Annotated in this window: 10 protein-coding genes and 1 pseudogene; 4 read left to right on the plus strand and 7 right to left on the minus strand. The window is 75.0% G+C overall.

Annotated elements, in window-relative coordinates:
* Nucleotides 1-206: 206 nt before the first annotated feature.
* The 3 genes and pseudogenes from AC0VYN_RS09555 to AC0VYN_RS09565 all read left to right on the plus strand — a co-directional run.
* A pseudogene (locus tag AC0VYN_RS09555) lies at nt 207-383 on the plus strand (4'-phosphopantetheinyl transferase); the annotation flags it as partial.
* 6 nt (nt 384-389) lie between these two features.
* Nucleotides 390-806: a 4'-phosphopantetheinyl transferase superfamily protein gene (locus AC0VYN_RS09560; protein ID WP_475536843.1), complete on the plus strand. Its 417-nt coding sequence runs from the start codon at nt 390-392 to the stop codon at nt 804-806.
* 257 nt (nt 807-1,063) lie between these two features.
* A complete protein-coding gene (locus tag AC0VYN_RS09565; RefSeq protein ID WP_475535600.1) occupies nt 1,064-2,419 on the plus strand; it encodes an ATP-binding protein in 1,356 nt (451 codons plus the stop codon).
* A gap of 139 nt (nt 2,420-2,558) precedes the next feature.
* Here the strand turns inward: AC0VYN_RS09565 and AC0VYN_RS09570 are convergent, their stop codons facing one another.
* Together AC0VYN_RS09570 and AC0VYN_RS09575 are read right to left on the minus strand one after the other, a co-directional pair.
* On the minus strand, nt 2,559-4,304 hold the full coding sequence (locus AC0VYN_RS09570; RefSeq protein ID WP_475535601.1) for an acyl-CoA dehydrogenase family protein: 1,746 nt from the start codon (nt 4,302-4,304) through the stop codon (nt 2,559-2,561).
* Nucleotides 4,301-4,645, minus strand: coding sequence for an acyl carrier protein (locus AC0VYN_RS09575; RefSeq protein ID WP_385470325.1), 345 nt, complete (start codon nt 4,643-4,645; stop codon nt 4,301-4,303). The genes AC0VYN_RS09570 and AC0VYN_RS09575 overlap by 4 nt, the downstream gene beginning before the upstream one ends.
* Before the next feature lie 153 nt (nt 4,646-4,798).
* Here AC0VYN_RS09575 and AC0VYN_RS09580 point away from each other — a divergent pair, with 153 nt between their 5' ends.
* Nucleotides 4,799-5,605, plus strand: a complete 807-nt coding sequence (locus AC0VYN_RS09580) for a thioesterase II family protein (RefSeq protein WP_475535602.1) — start codon at nt 4,799-4,801, stop codon at nt 5,603-5,605.
* Here AC0VYN_RS09580 and AC0VYN_RS09585 read toward each other — a convergent pair.
* From AC0VYN_RS09585 to AC0VYN_RS09605, 5 genes are all read right to left on the minus strand, one after another.
* The gene (locus AC0VYN_RS09585; protein ID WP_475536844.1) at nt 5,567-6,799 is read right to left on the minus strand and encodes a cytochrome P450; all 1,233 of its coding nucleotides are present in this window, start codon (nt 6,797-6,799) and stop codon (nt 5,567-5,569) included. The two genes, AC0VYN_RS09580 and AC0VYN_RS09585, sit on opposite strands and share 39 nt — an antisense overlap.
* Nucleotides 6,800-6,854: 55 nt before the next feature.
* Nucleotides 6,855-7,625, minus strand: a complete 771-nt coding sequence (locus tag AC0VYN_RS09590; protein ID WP_475535603.1) for an SDR family NAD(P)-dependent oxidoreductase — start codon at nt 7,623-7,625, stop codon at nt 6,855-6,857.
* A gap of 37 nt (nt 7,626-7,662) precedes the next feature.
* Nucleotides 7,663-8,739 (minus strand): guanitoxin biosynthesis L-enduracididine beta-hydroxylase GntD, encoded by a 1,077-nt coding sequence (gene gntD, locus AC0VYN_RS09595; protein WP_475535604.1) that lies wholly within the window; start codon nt 8,737-8,739, stop codon nt 7,663-7,665.
* A gap of 193 nt (nt 8,740-8,932) precedes the next feature.
* Nucleotides 8,933-15,367 (minus strand): amino acid adenylation domain-containing protein, encoded by a 6,435-nt coding sequence (locus tag AC0VYN_RS09600; protein WP_475535605.1) that lies wholly within the window; start codon nt 15,365-15,367, stop codon nt 8,933-8,935.
* Entirely contained in the window at nt 15,364-18,639 is a 3,276-nt protein-coding gene (locus AC0VYN_RS09605; RefSeq protein WP_475535606.1) for an amino acid adenylation domain-containing protein, read from the minus strand. The genes AC0VYN_RS09600 and AC0VYN_RS09605 overlap by 4 nt, the downstream gene beginning before the upstream one ends.
* Nucleotides 18,640-18,819: the final 180 nt, after the last annotated feature.

Below are 18,819 nucleotides of genomic sequence, written 5' to 3' on the forward strand. Positions count from 1 at the left end.
CACTCCTCAGGCCGCCCGTCATCTTTACACGCCGTACACACACGTGAGGGAGTATCTTCGGCGCGGATCGTACGAACAGACGATCTTTCCTGCGGAGGAACGCGGTGGTCGATCGCTTGGTTCCCGAGGGCGCCGAACTGTGCGAGGTGTACGGCGACGCGGGACACGGGGGTGAGGGCTGTCTGTTTCCGTCCGAGCGGGCCCTGATGGGGGACCTGCCGGAGGGGCGCAGGCGGGAGTTCGCCACGACGCGGTGCTGCGCGCACCGGGCACTGACCCGGCTGGGCATCCCGCCGGAACCACTCCTTCCGGATGTGTCGGGTGCCCCGCGGTGGCCGCCTGCGGCGGTCGGCAGTCTGACCCACTGCCCCGGTTACCGGGCGGCGGTCGTGGCCCCGGCCGCCGCGTACGCCGCGCTCGGGATCGACGCCGAACCGGTCGCGCCCCTGCCGGGCGTCGTCGCCGCGCGTCTCCTGACGGAGACCGAGCGGGAGTCGGCCGACGCGCTGTGCGCCACCCTCGGGGCGGCGGCGGACCGGCTGGCGTTCTGCGCCAAGGAGGCGTCGTACAAAGCATTTTCGCCATGGCTCGGCCGCCGCTGGGGTATCCGCGACTTCGCGGTCTGCTTGATCGCGAATGGCTGGTTCCGGGGCACGGCGCCGGAGGGCCGGCTCGGGTTCAAGGGGCGCTGGGCAGTGCGTTCCGGTTATTTCGTGACGGTCGTCGGCCTGACGGTCGCGGATTGGTCCGGACCGCTGTCGGCCGGTGTTTCGCCCGGTAGCGGTTGGCAGCAAGCGGCCACATGACGCTTTCCTGTCGGAGAGGGAACTCCCGCTCGTTGTTTTGGTCGAGTAGGGTCCGGTCTTGGCCAAAACGTGAATGTGTCGCAGTTGACTTTGCGGGGACCTGGTCAACCGCCCTGACCTGCCCGGTGGCCGGAAAGGGATGCGGCCCGCCGTCGTGGGTGATGTTCGCCGGACGGCTGCGGGAGGTCGCGCGAGTTTGGTTTACAAGGGGGATTCTGTCAATGGTGATTCGCGCCGAGTTTGTTCCCTTCGGGAGAATGGACGTACACCAGCTACGTGAATTTCTGTTGAATCAGCGACGGGTTTCCGGCTGGACACAGGAAGAGCTCGCGGAGCGTTCGGGTGTGAGTGTCCGCACCATCCGGAACCTGGAGACCGGCTCCAACACCAATCCCCGCCGGAGCTCCGTCGAGCTGCTGCTCAACGCCCTCGGCGGCGCCCCCGCGGCACCCGCGGGGCCGACGGTCTGGGGATCCGGCGACTGGTCGCTCATTCCCGCGCAGCGGTCCCGGCACGATCAGGAGCGGGCGGAGTCCGCGCCCTGGCACGGGCCCCGGCCCCTGGGCGATCCGATGGTGGGCCGCGAGGCCGACATGCGGCACGTCCTGGCCTCCGCGCAGCGCAGCAGGCTGATCGTCCTCACCGGACCCGGCGGGGTGGGCAAGACCCGGCTCGCCCTGGCGGCGGCGTACCGGCTGCGCCCGCTCTTCCCGGACGGCGTCGCCGTCGCCGAGCTGCGCGACTGCACGCCGGAACACCTCGAGCCGGTGCGCGCCCACGCCGAACTGGTGCGTCTCACCGAGGGCCTGACCGGCGCGCCCGGGGGTTCCGCGCGCCGGCTCCTCGTCCTGGACGGGGCCGAACGCGTCGTCCGGCAGACCGCCCGCCTCGCCCGCCGGCTCCTGGACGACAACCCCGGGCTGCATCTGCTCGTGACCTCGCGCCGGGCCCTGGCCGTGGGGGCCGCCGAGAGCTGGGAGGTCGAACCGCTGCGGGTGGACGGCCCGGGGGAGCGCGACGGGGGAGTGCCGAGCGCGGTGGAACTGCTGCTGCGCAGGGTGCGCTCCACCCTGCCGACGCTGGACCTCGCCCCGCACATGGCGCAGGTCACCACGCTGTGCCGGCTGCTGGACGGGGTGCCGCTGGCCATCGAGATCGCCGCCCAGCGCCTGCGGTCCCTGCCGCTCGGCTCGCTGCTGCGGGAGGAGACGCTGTTCCAGTTGCTCGACCAGGTCGACGCGGGTGCGCTGAGCGCCCACCGCACCCTCTCCGACAGCGTCCGCTGGAGCTACGACCTGCTGCCCGCGCCGCACCGGGACCTGCTGCACGACCTGGTCGCGCTGCCGGATCCGTTCGCGCTGGACGACGTCCTCGCCGGCCGCCGCGGCGGCACCGGACCGGCCACCCAGGTGGCCCACCGGCTGGCCGAACTGGTCGACACCTCACTGGTGCAGACGCTCCGTCAGGAGCAGTACCAGTACCGCGTGCACGCCCTCGTCCGGCATGTCGTGGCACGCGCGCGGCAGCAGCCCGTCGCCCCGTGCGGTCATGTCGTGGACGAATACCGCGCCCGTCCCGTGACCGCGGCCGGCGCGGCGCACTCCGCCGCCTGACACCCCGTCCGCCGGGCGGCCGGACCGGGCATCCGGGTCCGGCCGCCCGGCGGACCGCCGGACCCGGCCGCCCGGACGGGGAACGCCCGCCGTGCCGGTCCCGCGGGGGACCGGCGCGGATCCGGCCGGCGGCTGAGGGTCATGCCGGACGGCAGGCCGTCCGGATCGCCCGGACCGAGAAGTGCTCGGGGCCGTCCAGGCACGCGAGCATCAGCTTCTCCACCGGCTCCAGCAGGGCCTCGTCCGGCTCCGTCGGCTGCCCCAGACGGGACAGCAGCCGCTGCAGCACCAGCACCAGCCAGGCGGTACCGGCCGGCGCGGAGCGCTCGTCCTCGAAGGAGTACAGCCAGGTGTACAGGCAGGAGGCCGCCGCGTGGTACAGGCAGTGCTCGGCGGCGGCGTCCTGCGCCTCGGCCGTGGTCGCGTCCAGGGAGCCCGCGGCGATCCGGGCGTAGAAGCCGCCCCGCAGCAGGGAGAGCTGGTCCAGGACCTTGGTCAGGGCGCCCGCCTCGGCCGGCGGCAGCTCACGCCCGGCGATCAGCCGCGCCCGCGCCACGGCCGGCTCCCAGCCCCGCGTGATCTCGTCCTCGGTGGCGTTGGTCAGCCGCAGCGCGCGTCCCGAGGGCTGCCAGACGGGAGCCTCCCGCGCGTCGTCGAACAGGTCCCGCAGCACCGCGTTCCCGTCGCGCGCCGGGCGGTCGGCGACCTGCGCCACCGTGTGCAGCTGCGAGGCGATGCCGTGCAGGTTGACGTGCGTGGTGCCCTCGAAGATGCTCGCGATCGCATGGTCGCGCTGGAGCTTCTGGAAGACGCCCGAGGCGACCTCCTCGCGCAGATAACTCCGCGCGCCCAGCACCCGTCCGGCCTCCGCCACGACCTCCTCGCCGAGGGTCGGCACCAGGTACTTCACCACCGACGACCACAGGCTCAGCCGGGACGGCGCCACCGTCAGCGAGCGCGTCACCGGCAGTGCCGTGCACTCGGCGATCAGCAGGTCCAGGTGGGCGCGGACCAGATGCCGGCGGATCACGGGGAGCCGGTAGATCTCCTCGCCGTACAGCACCCGCTCGCGGGCGTACCGCAGTGCGATCCGCAGCACGGAGTCCATCGTGCCCACCGACAGCGCGCCGATCGCCGTCCGCGTGATCTGGAGCACCTGGAGGATGCCGGGCAGGCCGCCGCCCGGACGGCCGAGCAGCCCGCCGCCCGGAACCCGGGTGCCGTCGAAGGAGATGCCGCTCAGGTCGTGGCCCCGCAGCCCGACGGTGCGGACGAACGGCCGGTTGCCCCAACTGCCCTCTTCGAGCTGCGTCTTGTCGAGCAGCATCAGGGAGGAGCCGGTGCCCTCGACGTTCGCGTAGACGGTGACGAAGCGGCCCCGGGTGGCGTTGCCCACCGGCCACTTCTCGCCCGTGAGGAGGTAGCCGTCACCGTCCGGCACCGCGACCGTCTCGTTGGTGCCCAGGTCGCTGCCGTGGTCGGGCTCGGACACCGCGAAACACGCCAGGTCGCCGTTGTCGAGCAGACCGCGCGCGACCCGCTCCCGCTGTTCGTCGTCGCCCCACAGCCACACCGGGTTGACGCCGAGCAGGGCCGAGCCGAACATCACCGACACGGTGAGGTTGCGCCGGGCCAGCACCCGGGTCAGCAGGAACAGCTGCTCCAGATTGCGCAGCCCGCCGCCGAACGCCTCCGGCACCAGGTACCGGGCGAAGCCCCAGGAGCGCAGGAGGTCCACGGCCTCCGGCGGCAGCGCGTCGCGCTCCTCGTACGCCACGATCTCCGCGAAGCTGAACGGGCCGCTCTCCGCGCCGGGATCGCCCAGGACCCGGTCCAGGTCCGCGGCGAGCGCGTGCGAGGGCCGGTCCACGTCCTGTCCGGTCATGCCGTGGGGCCGCCGATGTCGTAACGGGCCAGGAGCAGCTCGACCTCGTCGTCGGTGGGCAGCGTGGCACGGCCCGCGGCCACCTCGGTCCCGACGAAGTCGACGACGTCGCCGACCCGCTCCAGCTTCATCGCCTCCTCGGGGGTCAGCGACCGCAGACCGTACAGGTCCTCCAGGTTGTAACCGAGTTCGGCGAGGACCAGCGAGTGGAAGCCCAGGTCGCCGATGAGACGGTGCTCCACGGTGACCTCGGGGAGCTTGCGCGGGGCGATCAGCCGGGTCATCCCGAGCACCACGGGGGCCACGGCTTCGGTGGCGCTTGCGGCAGGGGTGTGAGTCATGGTGGCGACGCTAGGGCGGGCCCGCACTCCGCCCCAGGTAACGGCCCCGGCAAGCACTCGGCAACTCCCGCGGCGGCGCGAGGTGTTGCTACCGCGCAAACTGCCGCCGTGCTGCCTGGCCGCGGCCCGGCGGCGACGGTAAGGCTGGTCCGCATGAGCACTCTTGACCCCGTGGTGCCGGCCCAGCCGTGGATCGTCGGACGGTACGCCGCCGGACGGCCCCGCCTCCGGCTGTTCTGCCTGCCGCCCGCCGGAGGCAGCGCGTCCTCCTTCAACGTCTGGCGCCCCGGTCTGCCGCAGGGCGTGGAACTCGCCCCGGTGGAACTGCCGGGCCGCGGCTCCCGCTTCGGCGAACCGGTGCCGACCGCCCTGGAGCCGTTGGTCGACGGCCTCCTCGAGGCGCTGAGCGGCGAACTCGACCTGCCGTACGTGCTGTTCGGGCACAGCTTCGGCGCCGTCGTCGCCTACGAACTGACGCGGCGCCTCGAGCGCCGGGACGACCTGCCGGCCCCCGCCGCGCTGGTGGTGTCGGCCCACCGGGCCCCGCACCTACCGCTCGGCCGGGAACGCCTCACCGCGAGCGACGACCGGACGCTGGCCGCCTGGCTGCACCGGCACGGCGGCCTGCCCGGGGAACTGCTGGAGCACCCCGAGTTCCTGAGCGACCTGCTGCGTGCGGTGCGGGCCGACCTGGAGATCGCCGAACGCTACCTCCTGCCCGCACCGGCCCCGGTGCGCAGCCCGCTCGCCGTGCTGGCCGGCGAGGACGACGACGTCGCCGCCCCCGCCGCGGTCGAACCGTGGGCCGGATACGGCACACCGCCGCCCCGGATGCGCCTGGTGCCCGGCGGGCACTCCTACCCGCGGACGCATCCGGAGGCGACGCTGACGGCCGTGACCGGGGAACTGCGCCGCCTCGGCCTACACGGTCTCGGGACGGAGGGTGACCGGCAGGGCTGACAGACCGCTGAGGAAGTTGGAGTAGACGTACTCCGGCTCCCCGGCGGGCTCCGCCTCGGCCACCAGGTCCCGCAGGCTTTCCAGCAGGGCCGACAGTTCGGCGCGGGCCAGGAACGCGCCCAGGCAGAAGTGCGGCCCGTACGCGAAGGACAGGTGCTTGTTGGGGGACCGGGACAGGTCGAAGTCGTCCGGCCGGTCGAAGACCCGCTCGTCCCGGTTGGCCGAGGCCATCCAGACGGTGACGATGTCGCCCTCCTCGACGAACCGGTCGCCCAGCAGCACGTCCTGCGCGGCGGTACGGCCGCTGTGCAGGGCCGGGGTGGTCCAGCGCAGCACCTCCTCCACGGCCGACGACGTGTCCACGGCGCCGGACTTCAGGGCCCGCCACTGGTCCGGCCGCTCCATCAGGGCGTGCAGCCCGCCCACCATGGCGAAGCGCGTCGTCTCGTGACCGCCCATGATGATGCTGTAGCAGTTGAAGACGATCTCCTCGTGCGTCAGCGGCCGCCCGTCGATCTCGCGGTTCACCAGCAGGCCGACCACGTCGTCGTAGGGCTTCCGGCGCCGCTCGGCGGCCAGCTCCGAGAAGTACAGCAGCAGGCCGTTGCGCGAGGACCAGGTGGCCTCCAGGTCGGGCACGCCGTCCGCCGACGACAGCGCCGAGGACGTCAGGGAGATGATGTGCCCCCGGTCGGCGGCCGGCACGCCCAGCAGGTCGCAGATCGCGGCCAGCGGGATGTGCGCGGCGACGTCGGCGGCGAAGTCCGCCGTGCCCCGCTCGACCGCCTCCGCGACCAGCCGGCGGGTGCCGCGCCGCACGCTGTCCACCACCACCTGGAGCGACCGCGGGGAGAACGGCTTGAGCAGCGCGCTGCGCAGCGCCTGGTGCGGGCGGCCGTCGGTGACCGCGAGCATCTTCCCGGCCGCCGAGTCGCCGCCCGCCAGCAGCGTGTCCAGCACGTTGCCCCGCTCGGACGTGAACGTCCCGCTGTCGCCCAGCACGGCGGCGGCGTCCGCGTGACCGCTCACCACCCAGAAGCCCGGGCCGTGTTCGCCCTCCGGTTGCCAGTGCACCGGGTCCTCGGCGCGCAGCCGGCGCCACAGCGGGCCCAGGTCGTGGCGGGCGTGCAGCAGCGGGTCGGCGAGGTCCACCTCGTCGAGCGCCACCACGTCGGGCACGGGACGGGTCTTCATGGTCATCTTCCTGGGTCCCTCGGGCTCGGTCGGACGGCTTCCCGGCGGCGCCGGGTCAGGACAGGGGCTCGGTCGGTCCGGGGAAGAACGCCGTCGTCGCCCCGGCGGTCTCCGCCCCGTCCACCGTGAACTGCTGACCCGACGCGAAGGCCGCCCCGGGTGAGGCGAGGAAGTGGAAGAACTCCGCGATCTCCTCGGGCAGGGCGTGCCGCCGGGCCGGGATGCGGGCGTTCACCTCGTCGAGCATGGCGTCGGTGTACTCGGCGCGCTGCATCGGCGTGAGCACCGCGCCCGGCGCGACGCACGCCGTGCGGATCAGCGGGGCCAGCTCGACGGCGAAGGTCTGGCACAGCGACGCCACGCCGGCCTTGCTGGCGTTGTAGTCGGCGTACAGCGGGTAGCCGCGGGAGCCGTTGACGGACGCCGTCGCCAGCAGCACCCCCTCGCCCCGGCGCAGCATGTGCGGCACGGCGTGCCGCCACAGCGCGAGGACGCCCATGAGGTTGACGTCGAGGGTGCGCCGGGCGTCGGCCTCGGTGATCTCCAGGATGCCGTGCCGGACGCTGATGCCGGCGTTGGCGACGACGACGTCCAGCCGGCCCCGCTCGGCGGCCACCCGGTCGACGGCGTCCCGGACGGCGTCCCAGTCGGCGACGTCCCCCTTGACCCAGTGGACCTCGCCGCCGCCCTCCCGGGGCCCGTCCGGGCGTCCGCCCGTCGGGGGCCGCACGTCCAGGTTGACGACGTGGTCGCCGGCCCGGGCGAAGCGTTCGGCGGTGGCCTGCCCGATGCCGCTGGAGGCGCCGGACACGATGACGGTGCGCATGACGATGCTGCCTTTCGTGTACGTGGGAACCGGCCGGTCAGACGATGACGCGCGGGTGGTCGAGGGCGTAACCGCTCAGGTTGCGGCGCAGGTTGCGGCTGACGGTGAGCTTCTTCAGCCAGCGGTCGTTGCCGTCGTAGCGGGCGGTGAACGGCCTGCGGCCGTGCACCGCGCGATAGTTGTCGACGATCAGCAGCGAGCCCGGGGCGACCGCGACGTCCCTCTGGACGCGGTTCAGCTCGGCCATCAGCCGGTCCAGCGCGGCCTCGGCCTCCGCGTCGTCGGGCAGGGTGTCCATGAACGGGCGGTCGATGCGCAGGTAGGGGCTCAGCCGGTCACCGGACAGCACGGCCGTCGGGGCCGGGTTCTTGGCCATCGCGCGCAGCCGGGGCAGCGCCGGGTGGCCGGGCGCGTAGGTCTCCAGCTGCCGCACGTGCTCGGTGTCCGGGCGGATGAGGAAGCGCTCCTCGGCGAGCACCGCCCGGTCGGCGTCGCCGAGCCGGACGTCGCGCACGGAGGCGACGATGGTCGGCACCGCGTCGGGGTTGCGCAGCCCCATCAGCAGCAGGTAGTCGCAGCGGTTGGGGTGGAAGCCGTCCTCGGTGTGGAACTCCAGCAGCGTCTCGCTGCCGTGCCCGCTCTGCCGGTCCTCGTCACCGCGGATCGGCAGGATGTTCTGGATGATCCGCCCTTCCTGAAGGGTCACCCAGCCGAACGGGTCGCCGAGCACCAGTCCGCACAGCGCCAGCCACACCTCCTGGTCGCGGGCCGTGCCCCCGTGGATCGCCTCGCGCCAGTGACCTGGCGTGGGGCCGAGCGCGCCGCCGTCCACCGGGAAGCCGTGCACCAGGCAGGCGGCGTTGCGCTCGCTGCGCCGGTACGACAGCAGGAACGTGCGCAGCCCCGCCGGCAGCAGCTCCTCGGCGGTGAGCGCGCGGTCGTAGAACTCGGGCAGGGACGGCGCGCCGTACACCTCGCCGAGCTTCTCGGCGGCGGCGCGCAGCTCGGCGACCTCGTCGGCGTCCAGGCTGTACTCCGCCGGGGCGTCCGGGCCGTCCGGCATCCGGGCGTCGTCCCGGAGGAACGTGTCGACGGCCGGGTTCGTGATTGTCATGTCGGTGTCCTCACCGGGGTCGTGACCGCTCGGGTCGTCCGTCGTTCGGTCCTGTGCGGTCCGCGCCGCGGCGCGGCCGGATCGCGTGGTGGAGCACACCGGACCGGCCGAGCAGGGTCCCGGCCGTGTCGTGGTCCAGTGGTCGTGCGGTGGTGCCGTCGGGTGGTGCCGAGGGGAGCGGGCGCGGTGCGCCCTACCGCCAGTCCTGCGCGAAGCGGTCCAGCTCCGCCTGGTCCAGCGTGATCAGCGGCTCCTCGGCGTCGGCCGCGGCGTCGGCCGGCGGCGGGGCGAGTTCCCCGACCGCCGCGGCGATCGCGGCCACGGTCCTGTGGGCGAACACGTCCCGCGGAGCGACGTCCAGGCCCGCCTCGCGCGCCAGGGTGACCAGCTTGATCGAGACGATGGAGTCGCCGCCGAGGTCGAAGAAGCTGTCGTCGGCCCCGACCCGCTCCACGCCGAGGGCCTCGGCGAACAGGGAGCACAGCAACTCCTCGCGCGGGGTGCCCGGCGCCCGTCCCTCCGGCCCGGCGGAGAACTCCGGCGCGGGCAGCGCGTTCGGGTCGAGCTTGCCGCTCGCGGTCCTCGGCAGCCGGTCCAGGACGACGACCGCCGCGGGCACCATGTGCTCGGGCAGCGCCTCGGCGGCCCGCCCGCGCAGCAGGACCGGGTCGGGCACGGCACCGGCGGCCGGGGCGGCGTACGCCACCAGCTGCCGGTGGCCGGGCCGGTCCTCGCGGACGACGACCACGGCCTGCGCGACCGCGGGGTCCTCGGCGAGCACGGCTTCGATCTCGCCGGGCTCGATGCGGAAACCGCGCACCTTGACCTGGTGGTCGACCCGGCCGAGGAACTCGAGGGTGCCGTCGGCACCCCGGCGGGCGAGGTCGCCGGTGCGGTACATGCGCGTCCCGGGCGGGCCGAACGGGTCGGCGACGAAACGCCCGGCGGTCGGCCCGGGGCGGCCCAGGTATCCGCGCGCCAGGCCCTCGCCGGCCACGTACAGCTCACCGGGCACGCCCGTCGGCACCGGCTGCAGTGCGTCGTCCAGCAGGTACACGCGGGCCCCGGCGACGGGCTCGCCCAGCGGCGGGCGGCCCCGGCCGCTCAGCGGGCGGCTCATCGTCGCCATGACGGTCGCCTCGGTCGGGCCGTAGGCGTTGACCATCCGGCGCCCGGACGACCAGCGTTCCACCAGGTCGGGCGGGCAGGCCTCGGCCCCGACCACCAGGGTCGTGCCCGGCGGCAGCGCGTCCTCGGGGAGCACGGCGAGGGAGGACGGCGGCAGCAGCAGGGCCGTCACGCCGTGCCGGGCCACCGTGGCCGCCAGCGCCGGGCCGGGCAGCAGCTCGTCGGCCGGCGCGGTGACCGCGCACGCCCCGGTCAGCAGGGCCGTCGCCAGCTCCCACACCGAGGCGTCGAAGCTCGGCGAGGCGAACAGCAGCACCCGCTCGTCCGCGCGCAGGCCCAGACCGGCGCGCTGCTGGGCGACCAGGGCCGCGATCCCGAGGTGCGGCACCTGCACGCCCTTGGGACGGCCGGTCGACCCGGAGGTGTAGATCACGTACGCGGTGTGCGCGGGCCTGAGCGGCGCCACCCGGTCGGCGTCCGTCAGGTCGGTGCCGCTCAGGGCGTCGTCCACCGGCGTCGTGGCGAGGCAGCGCGTGCGCACCGCGCCCACCGCGGCCGGCAGGTCCGCCGCGCCCGGCGCGGTCAGCACCAGGGCGGGCCGGGCGTCGCCGACGATGTGCCGCAGCCTCTCCGGCGGATAGCCGGGGTCCAGCGGCAGGTAGGCGGCGCCCGCCTTGAGCACGGCCAGGACCGCGGTCACCGACTCCGCCGACCTCGGCAGCGCCACACCCACGACGTCCTCCGGGCCGATGCCCTCGGCCGCCAGCTCCCGCGCCAGCCGGTTGGCCCGCTCGTTCAGCTCGCCGTACGACAGGCTGTGCTCCCCGTCGATCACGGCGACGGCGCCGGGCCGCTCCCGCACCCGCTCCTCGAACAGCGCCGGGAAGGTGTCCGGCCCCGGGTGGGCGGGGCCCTCGGCGGCGGCGAGCAGCGCGGTCCGCTCCCCGGCCGTCAGCAGGTCCAGCCGGCCCAGGGGCGCCGACGGGTCGGCCAGGAAGCCGTCCAGGGCCGCCCGGACCCGGGTGAGCAGGGCGGCGCCCTCCTCCGCGGTGAACAGGTCGGCGCGGTAGCTGAGTTCGAGGCTCAGCCGCTCGCCGGGCACCACCACCAGGTTCAGCGGATAGTGCGAGGCGCCCGGCACGGGCTCCTCGTCCACCGTCATGCGCAGCCCCGGCACCTGCTGCTGGACGGCCTCACCGTCGAACGGCGCGCTCGCGAAGTCCAGTACGGTGTCGAAGAGTTCACCCGCCCCGAGGGACCGCTGCACCTCGGTCAGCCCGAGGTGCTGGTACGGCCGCAGCCCGGCCTGCTGCTCCTGGAGGCCCGTCAGCAACGCGCCGACCGGCCGGGCCGGGTCGAGGCGCACGCGCACCGGGACGGTGTTCATGAGCAGGCCCACGATGTCCTCGGAGCCGGGCAGTTCCGCCGGGCGGGCGGCGGTGGTGGCACCGAACACGACGTCGTCGCGGCTCAGCAGCCGGCCCAGGACGACCGCCCAGGCACCCTGCACCAGGGTGTTGAGGGTCAGCCCCGCGCCGCGGGCACCGGCGACGAGCTCGGCGGTCCGTTCCGCGTCGACGGTGTGCGTCACCAGGTGCGGCACGCCGGCCGTGGCGGCCTCCGCGTCCGGGGACACCAGGGTGGGCTCGTCGAACCCGGCCAGCGCCTCGCCCCAGGCCCGGACCGCCGCGTCGCCGTCCTGCGCGCCGAGCCAGCGCACGAAGTCGGTGAACTGCGCCGGTGCCGGCGCCGGGTGGGTGCCGCCGCGGGCGTAGGCGGCGAACAGGTCGCGGAAGAACAGCGGCAGGGACCAGCCGTCGAGCAGCGCGTGGTGGTGCGACACCACCAGCAGGTGGTCGTCGTCCGCGAAGCGGACCAGCGTGACCCGCAGCAGCGGAGGCTCGTCCAGGTCGAAGCGGAGCGTCCGCTCGTCGGCCAGCAGCTCCGCGACCCGGGTCCGCCGCTTCTCCTCGTCCATGCCGCCCAGGTCGATCTCGCGCCAGGGCGTGCGGACGTCCTCGTGCACCAGCTGCACCAGGCGGCCGGAGCCGAGCAGCCGGAAGGAGACCCGCAGCGCGGTGTGCCGGGCCAGGACCGCGTCACAGGCCGCGCGCAGCACCGCCGGGGACAGGGTGCCGGTGAGCCGTACGGGCGCCTGCGCGGTGTAGACGTCGACCCCGTCCGCGGCCAGCATCGCGTGGAAGTGCATGCCCTGCTGCAGCGGTGTCGGCGGCAGCGCCTCGGTGTACGGGCGTCCCGGCGCGTCCAGTTCCGCCAGCTCGGCCTCGGTCAGGGTGATCGGCGGCCCGGCCGGGACGGCCGGCGCGTCCGGCTCGGGACCGGCGTCCCCGGCCGCCTCGGCGAGGGCGGCCACGGTCCTGTGGACGAACACGTCCCTGGCGTTGACCGCGAGCCCGGCCCGGTGCGCGCGGGCGGCGAGCTGCATGGCGGTGATGGAGTCGCCGCCGAGGTCGAAGAAGCTGTCGTCGACGCCGATCCGCTCCCGGCCCAGCACCTCGGCGAACACGTCGTGCAGGATCCGCTCCCGCTCCGTGGACGGCGGCCGGTAGGCGCCCGCCGCCTCGAACCGGGGCTCGGGCAGCGCTTGCCGGTCCACCTTGCCGTTGGGCGTGAGCGGGAAGGCCTCGACGGTCATGACCAGCGCCGGGACCATGTACGCGGGCAGCCGCTCGGCGACGGCGGCGCGCAGCACGTCGGGACGCACCTCGGCACCGGCCGCGGGGCGCACGTAGCCCACGATCCGCCGCACACCGGCCGCGTCCTCGGAGACCGCCGCCACCGCCCGGTCCACCGACGCGTCGGCGGCGAGGGCGGCCTCGATCTCGCCGAGCTCGACGCGGTGCCCGCGGATCTTCACCTGGAAGTCGGACCGGCCGCGGTACTCCACCACCCCGTCCGGCCGGCGCAGCCCCAGGTCACCGGTGCGGTACATGCGCGCGCCCGGCTTGCCGAAGACGTCGGCGACGAAGCGCTCGGCCGTCGCCGCCGGGCGGCCCAGATAGCCGCGTGCCACCCCGCCGCCGGCGATGTACAGCTCGCCGACGACCCCGTCCGGGACCGGACGCAGGAAGGCGTCCAGGACGTAGACGCGGGTGTTGTCGGCCGGGGCGCCGATGGCCGGGCCGGCCACGGCGCCGCCGTGCCACAGCATGGCGTCCACGGTGCACTCGGCCGGGCCGTACAGGTTGTACACCGACAGGTCCGGCACCGTGTGCAGCGTCTCCCACAGGTCGGCGCCCACCTCTTCGCCGCCGAGGGCCAGGACGCGGACCCGGTGCCCCTGCCCGGACGCCTCGAACATGCCGGCCGCGAGCAGCTGGCGGGCCACCGACGGCGTGGTGTCGACGACGTCGACGGCCGCACGGGCCGCGAGGCCGGCCAGGGCGACGGCGTCCTTGCGCACGTCGTCGTCGACCAGCAGCAGCTCGTGCCCGCCGACCATCCACAGCAGCTGGCTCCAGGAGGCGTCGAAGCCGAGGGAGTTGGTCAGCGCCGCGCGCAGCGTCCGGCCCCCGGCACGCTCCCGCTCCGGTTCGAAGAAGTTCGCCCGGTGGCTGTGGAACATGTTGACCAGGTTGCGGTGCTCGACCGCGACCCCCTTGGGCCGGCCGGTCGAGCCCGAGGTGTGGATCACGTACGCCAGGTGCCCCGGTCGCAGCGGCCGCGGACGGTCGGCGTCCGTGAGGTCCGAGGCGTCCTCGGGCAGCACGGCCCCGGCGAGGTCCAGCGTCCGCCCGGGCACCGGCGGCGCGGTCGCCGCGTCGGTCAGCACCAGCACCGGCCGGGCCTCCGCGCAGATCGCCGCGATCCGCTCGGCCGGGTGGCCGGTGTCGATCGGCAGATAGCCGGCGCCCGACTTCAGGACCGCCAGGATCGCCACCACCGCGTCCACGGTGCGCGGCAGCGCCACGCCGACCAGCAGGCCGGGGCCCGCCCCCTCGGCGACCAGCAGCCGCGCCAGCCGGTTGGCCTCGGCGTTGAGCGCGGCGAAGGTCAGGCTGGTGGCGCCGTCCCCGACGGCCACCGCGTCCGCGGTGGCCCTGACCTGCTCCTCGAACACCTCGGGCAGCGTCCGTTCCGGGAGGGTCACGGTCCGCCCGGAGCACGTGCGCAGGAGTTCCTCGCGCTCGGCCGGGAAGCACAGCGGCAGCCGCCCCGCGGGGACGTCGGGCTCCTCGGCGATGTCGCGCAGCAGCCCGCACAGCCGGCCCAGCAGCCCGGACGCGGCTTCCGCGGTGTACACGTCCTCGCGGTGGTTGAGCTCCAGCCGCAGCCCCTCACCGGGGTGCACGGCGAGGCTCAGCGGGTAGTGGGTGCCCTCGAAGGCGTCGTCGACGACGTCACGCAGCAGCGTCACGCCGAGACCGGGCACCTCGGCGCCGTGGACGGCGCTGTCGACGGGGACGTTCTCGAAGGCCACGGTGGTGTCGAACAGCTCCGTCACGCCCGCGGCGCGGTGGATGTCGGCCAGGCCCAGGTACTCGTGCCGGGTCAGCGCCGTCTGCTCGTCCTGGAGACGGGCGAGCAGCGCGGCCACCGGCTCGGCCGGGTCGATCCGCACCCGGGCGGGCACCGTGTTCATCGTCAGGCCCACCATCCGCTCGCTGCCCGGCAGTTCGGGCGGGCGGCCGGCGACCGTACTGCCGTGGACCACGTCCCGGCTGCCCGTCAGCACCGACAGCAGCAGCGCCCAGGCGCCCTGCACGACGGTGTTCGGGGTGAGTCCGCGGGAGCGGGCCGTCGCCGTCAGCCGTGCCGTGTCCGCCGGGGACAGCTCCGCGACGGCGCGCCGCTGGGCCCGGGCCGGCCCGCCGTGCCCGGACGGGCCCGCGACCAGCGTCGGCCCGTCCAGCCCGGCCAGTGCCGACCGCCACGCCCGCTCGGCCTCCTCGCGGTCCTGTGCCGCGAGCCAGCCGAGGTAGTCCCCGAACGGCACCGCGGGCTCCAGCGCGTCGGCCGAGCCGCCGTCCCGGTAGATCCGGAACAGGTCGGCCAGCAGCAGCGGCAGGGACCACCCGTCCAGCAGGATGTGATGGTGCGTCAGCAGCAGGACGTGCCGCTCGGCGGAGAGCCGGACGAGGGTGAAGCGCAGCAGCGGCGGCCGGGCCATGTCGAAGCGCCGCGCCCGGTCGTCCGCGAGCAGCCGGGTCAGCCGCAGCCGCTGCTCGTCCGCGCCGAAGCCGGAGAAGTCGACCTCCTCCCAGCCGGGTTCCGCGGTCCGCGCGACGGCCTGCACGGCCTCACCCGAGCGGCGCCGCAGGAACCCCGCCCGCAGGCTCGCGTGCCGGGCGGTCACGGCGGCGGTGGAGCGGCGCAGCGCCGCGGTGTCGAGCGCGCCGGTCAGCTCCAGGGGCGTCTGCACGGTGTAGAAGTCGACGGCGGGCGCCGAGCCGTCGCCCTCGTCGAACAGGGCGTGGAAGAGCATGCCCTGCTGCAACGGGGTCAGCGGCAGCACCGCTTCCAGAGAAGTCTGTTTCACAGTGTCCCCCACTGGGCTTCGAGCTCGTCGAGTTCGTCCGCGTCGAGCCGCACCAGGCTCTCGGCGCGCGGTGCCGCGGCCCCGGGACCGGTGTCCCGGGCCACCTCGGCGAGCCGCGCGATGGTCTTGTGACCGAAGATGTCCCTGGCGGTGAGGGTCAGACCCGCCCGGTGGGCCCGGGCCGCCAGACGGGTGGCGGTGACGGAGTCGCCGCCGAGGTCGAAGAAGCTGTCGTCGACGCCGATCCGCTCCCGGCCCAGCACCTCGGCGAACACGTCGTGCAGGAGACGCTCCCGCTCCGTGGACGGCGGCCGGTAGGCGCTCGCCGCCTCGAACCGCGGCTCGGGCAGCGCCTTGACGTCGACCTTGCCGCCGGGCGTGCGCGGGAAGGCGTCCAGCACCGTCACCGCCGCCGGGACCATGTACGCGGGCAGCCGCTCCCCGGCGTGGGCGCGCACGGCCACCGCGTCCGGCCGCGTCGCCGCACCGGCCGTCGGCACCACGTACGCCACCAGCTGCCGCACCCCGGTCCCGGACTCGCGGACGACGACCACGGCCCCGCCGACGCCCGGCGCCCCGGTGAGGACGCCCTCCACCTCGCCGGGCTCGATGCGGAAGCCGCGCACCTTCACCTGGCTGTCGGCACGGCCCAGGTAGACCAGGCCGCCGTCGGCCGCCCAGCGGGCCAGGTCGCCGGTGCGGTACATGCGGGTGCCGGGCGGCCCGTAGGGGTCGGCGACGAAACGCTCGGCCGTCGTGCCCGGCCGGGCGAGGTAGCCCCGGGCGAGGCCGTCACCGCTCAGGTACACCTCGCCGGGAACCCCGGGCGGCACCGGGCGCAGCGCGGCGTCCAGCAGCCGTACCCGTGTGCCGGGCACCGGGCGGCCCATCGGCGGCACGGTCCGGCCGGAGAGCGGGCCCGTCTGGGTGGCGATGACCGTCGACTCGGTGGGGCCGTAGGCGTTGACCATGTGCCGGCCCGGCGACCAGCGGGCCACCAGCTCCGGGGAGCACGCCTCGGCGCCCACCACCAGGTCGGTGCCCTCGGGCAGCGCGTCCTCCGGGAGTGCCGCCAGCACCGACGGTGCCAGCAGCAGGCAGGTCACGCCCAGCTCGGCCACCAGGCCGGCCAGCGGCGGCCCGGGCACGAGCCGCTCGCCCGGCGCGACCACGGCCGCGGCCCCGGTGAGCAGGGCCGTCGTGAGCTCCCACACCGAGGCGTCGAAGCTCGGCGAGGCGAACTGCAGCACCCGGCTGCCCGGCCGCAGGCGCAGCCGGTCCCGCTGGCCCCGGACCAGCGCGCCCAGGCCGGTGTGCGTGACGACGACGCCCTTGGGCCGGCCGGTCGAGCCCGAGGTGTAGATGACGTACGCCGGATGCCCGGGGGCCAGCGGCGCACGGCGGTCCGCGTCGGTCAGGTCCGCGTCGGTCAGGTCGGCGTCGGCCGGGTCGGCGGTGGGCAGGTCGGCGGTGGCCGGGTCCGCGTCCGGCGGGCCGGTGACGGCCTCGTCGTCCACGTACAGCCGGGGCACCCCGGGCGCGAGCGTCGGGTCGTCCGCATCGCGGGTGGTCAGCACCAGCAGCGGCCGGGTGTCGTCGAGCATCGCGGTCAGGCGGGCCCGCGGATAGCCGAGGTCGACCGGCAGATAGGCCGCGCCCGACTTCAGCACCGCCACCACCGCGGTCAGGGCGGCGGCGCCGCGCGGCACGGCCACCGCCACCAGGCCCTCGGGTCCGGCACCGCGGGCCACCAGCGCCCGCGCCAGCCGGTTGGCGCGGGCGTTGAGCCCGGCGTAGTCCAGGGACCCGGCGGGGGAGAGGACCGCGAGGGCGCCAGGGGCGCGGCGGACCTGCTCCTCGAACAGCTCCGGGAAGGTGCGCGGCGGCACGCCCCCGGGCCCTTCCCCCGCGGCGAGCACCGTCGCCCGCTCGGCCTCCGTCAGGACCTCGGTCCGCGCCAGCGGGAGGTGTTCCGGGGCGGCCAGGAACCGGGACAGGAACGCGGTGAACCGGAGCCGGTGCTCCTCCAGTTCGGCAGGGGAGTAGCGGTCGGGGTTCGCCTCGAAGGACACCCGGGCGCCGGTGCCGTCCGGATGCGGATGGCAGGTGATGTTCAGGTCGGTGACCGGCCCGCCGGACAGCGTCGTCAGGGTCGCCTCGCGGCCCCTGAAGGCCGTCTCCGAGCCGGCGGGCATGATGTTGACGAGCACCCCGTACAACTGCTCGCCGCTGCCCAGCAGTCTCAGGTCGCGCCGCAGCTCGTCATAGGGGTAGCGCTGGTGCGTCAGCAGCTCGCCGAGCCGGCGGCCGACCTGCCGGACCAGGGCGGTGCGCCCCTGGTCCGGACGGACGGACAGCCGCAGCGGCAGCGTGTTCGACAGCATGCCGGGCGCGTTGCGCGACCTCTGGCCCAGCCGGGCGGTGACCGGCACCCCGATCGTGAGGTCCTCGGCCCCCGTCATGCCGTGGAGGTAGGCGGCGACCGCCGACAGCAGCGCCACCGTCCACGGCGCGCGGGCCGCCCGGCCGGCCGTGTGCAGCTCCGCCAGCTCGGCCGGGGACAGCTCGGCCGACGCGGACAGGGCGCGCGGCGCGGCACCCGTGGGCACGCCCGGGGCGAGGCTCGCGGTCTCGGGACGGTCGGCGAACGTGTCGTTCCAGTACCGCCGGTCGTCCGTGTACTCCTGTGAGGCGCGGTAGTCCGCCTCCTCCGCAAGCAGCGCCCGCAGCGTGTCCAGCGGCTCGCCGGCCGGTTCCGTGCCGGTGGCCAGCGCCTCGTAGTGCGTGGCGATGCGGCGCGAGTGCAGCACCGACCCGAACGCGTCGGACAGCACGTGATGGCTGCGCTGGTACCACAGGTGGTGGTCGGGCCCCACCCGCATCAGCACATGGGCGGACAGGGCGTCCTTCGTCAGGTCCAGCGCGGTGGACCGGTCGCCGTCCACCAGCGCCCTCGCCACGGCGAACGGGTCCGGCTCACCGGTGAGGTCGAGCTCGCGCCAGGTGGAGCAGCCCGGTGCCACCGGACGCTGGAACACGCCGTCCGGACGCTCGACGAACTCCACGTCGAAGGTGGCGCTCTCCGCCTCCGACCGGCGGACCGCGCGCCGCAGCAGGTCGCCCTCCAACGGGCCGCGGACCTCCATGACGGCCACGGTGTTGTAGGCCGGATTGCCGGGGTCCAGGCCCTGGGCGTGGAAGACCCCCAGCTGGGCCGCGGTGAGCGGCAGCAGGCCGGGGTCGGCGGGCAGGTCGCCGTCGCGTGGTGTCATCTGGTTCGTAACCGCTCTCGTGGACTTCCGGGAACCGCCGGGCGCCGCCCGCGGTCGTCCGGGCCTTCCGGAGGATGCCGGTGGACGGTGCGGCGCCACCGCGCGAGCACCCTTCTCGTCGCCGCGCAGGTGGGCCGGCATCCTGCTCGATGCTGCACGGGCCGTTCGCCGGTCACCAGG

This window comes from Streptomyces sp. 63XJN7_1_ISO-PGPR-S23-121 (assembly GCF_056173025.1).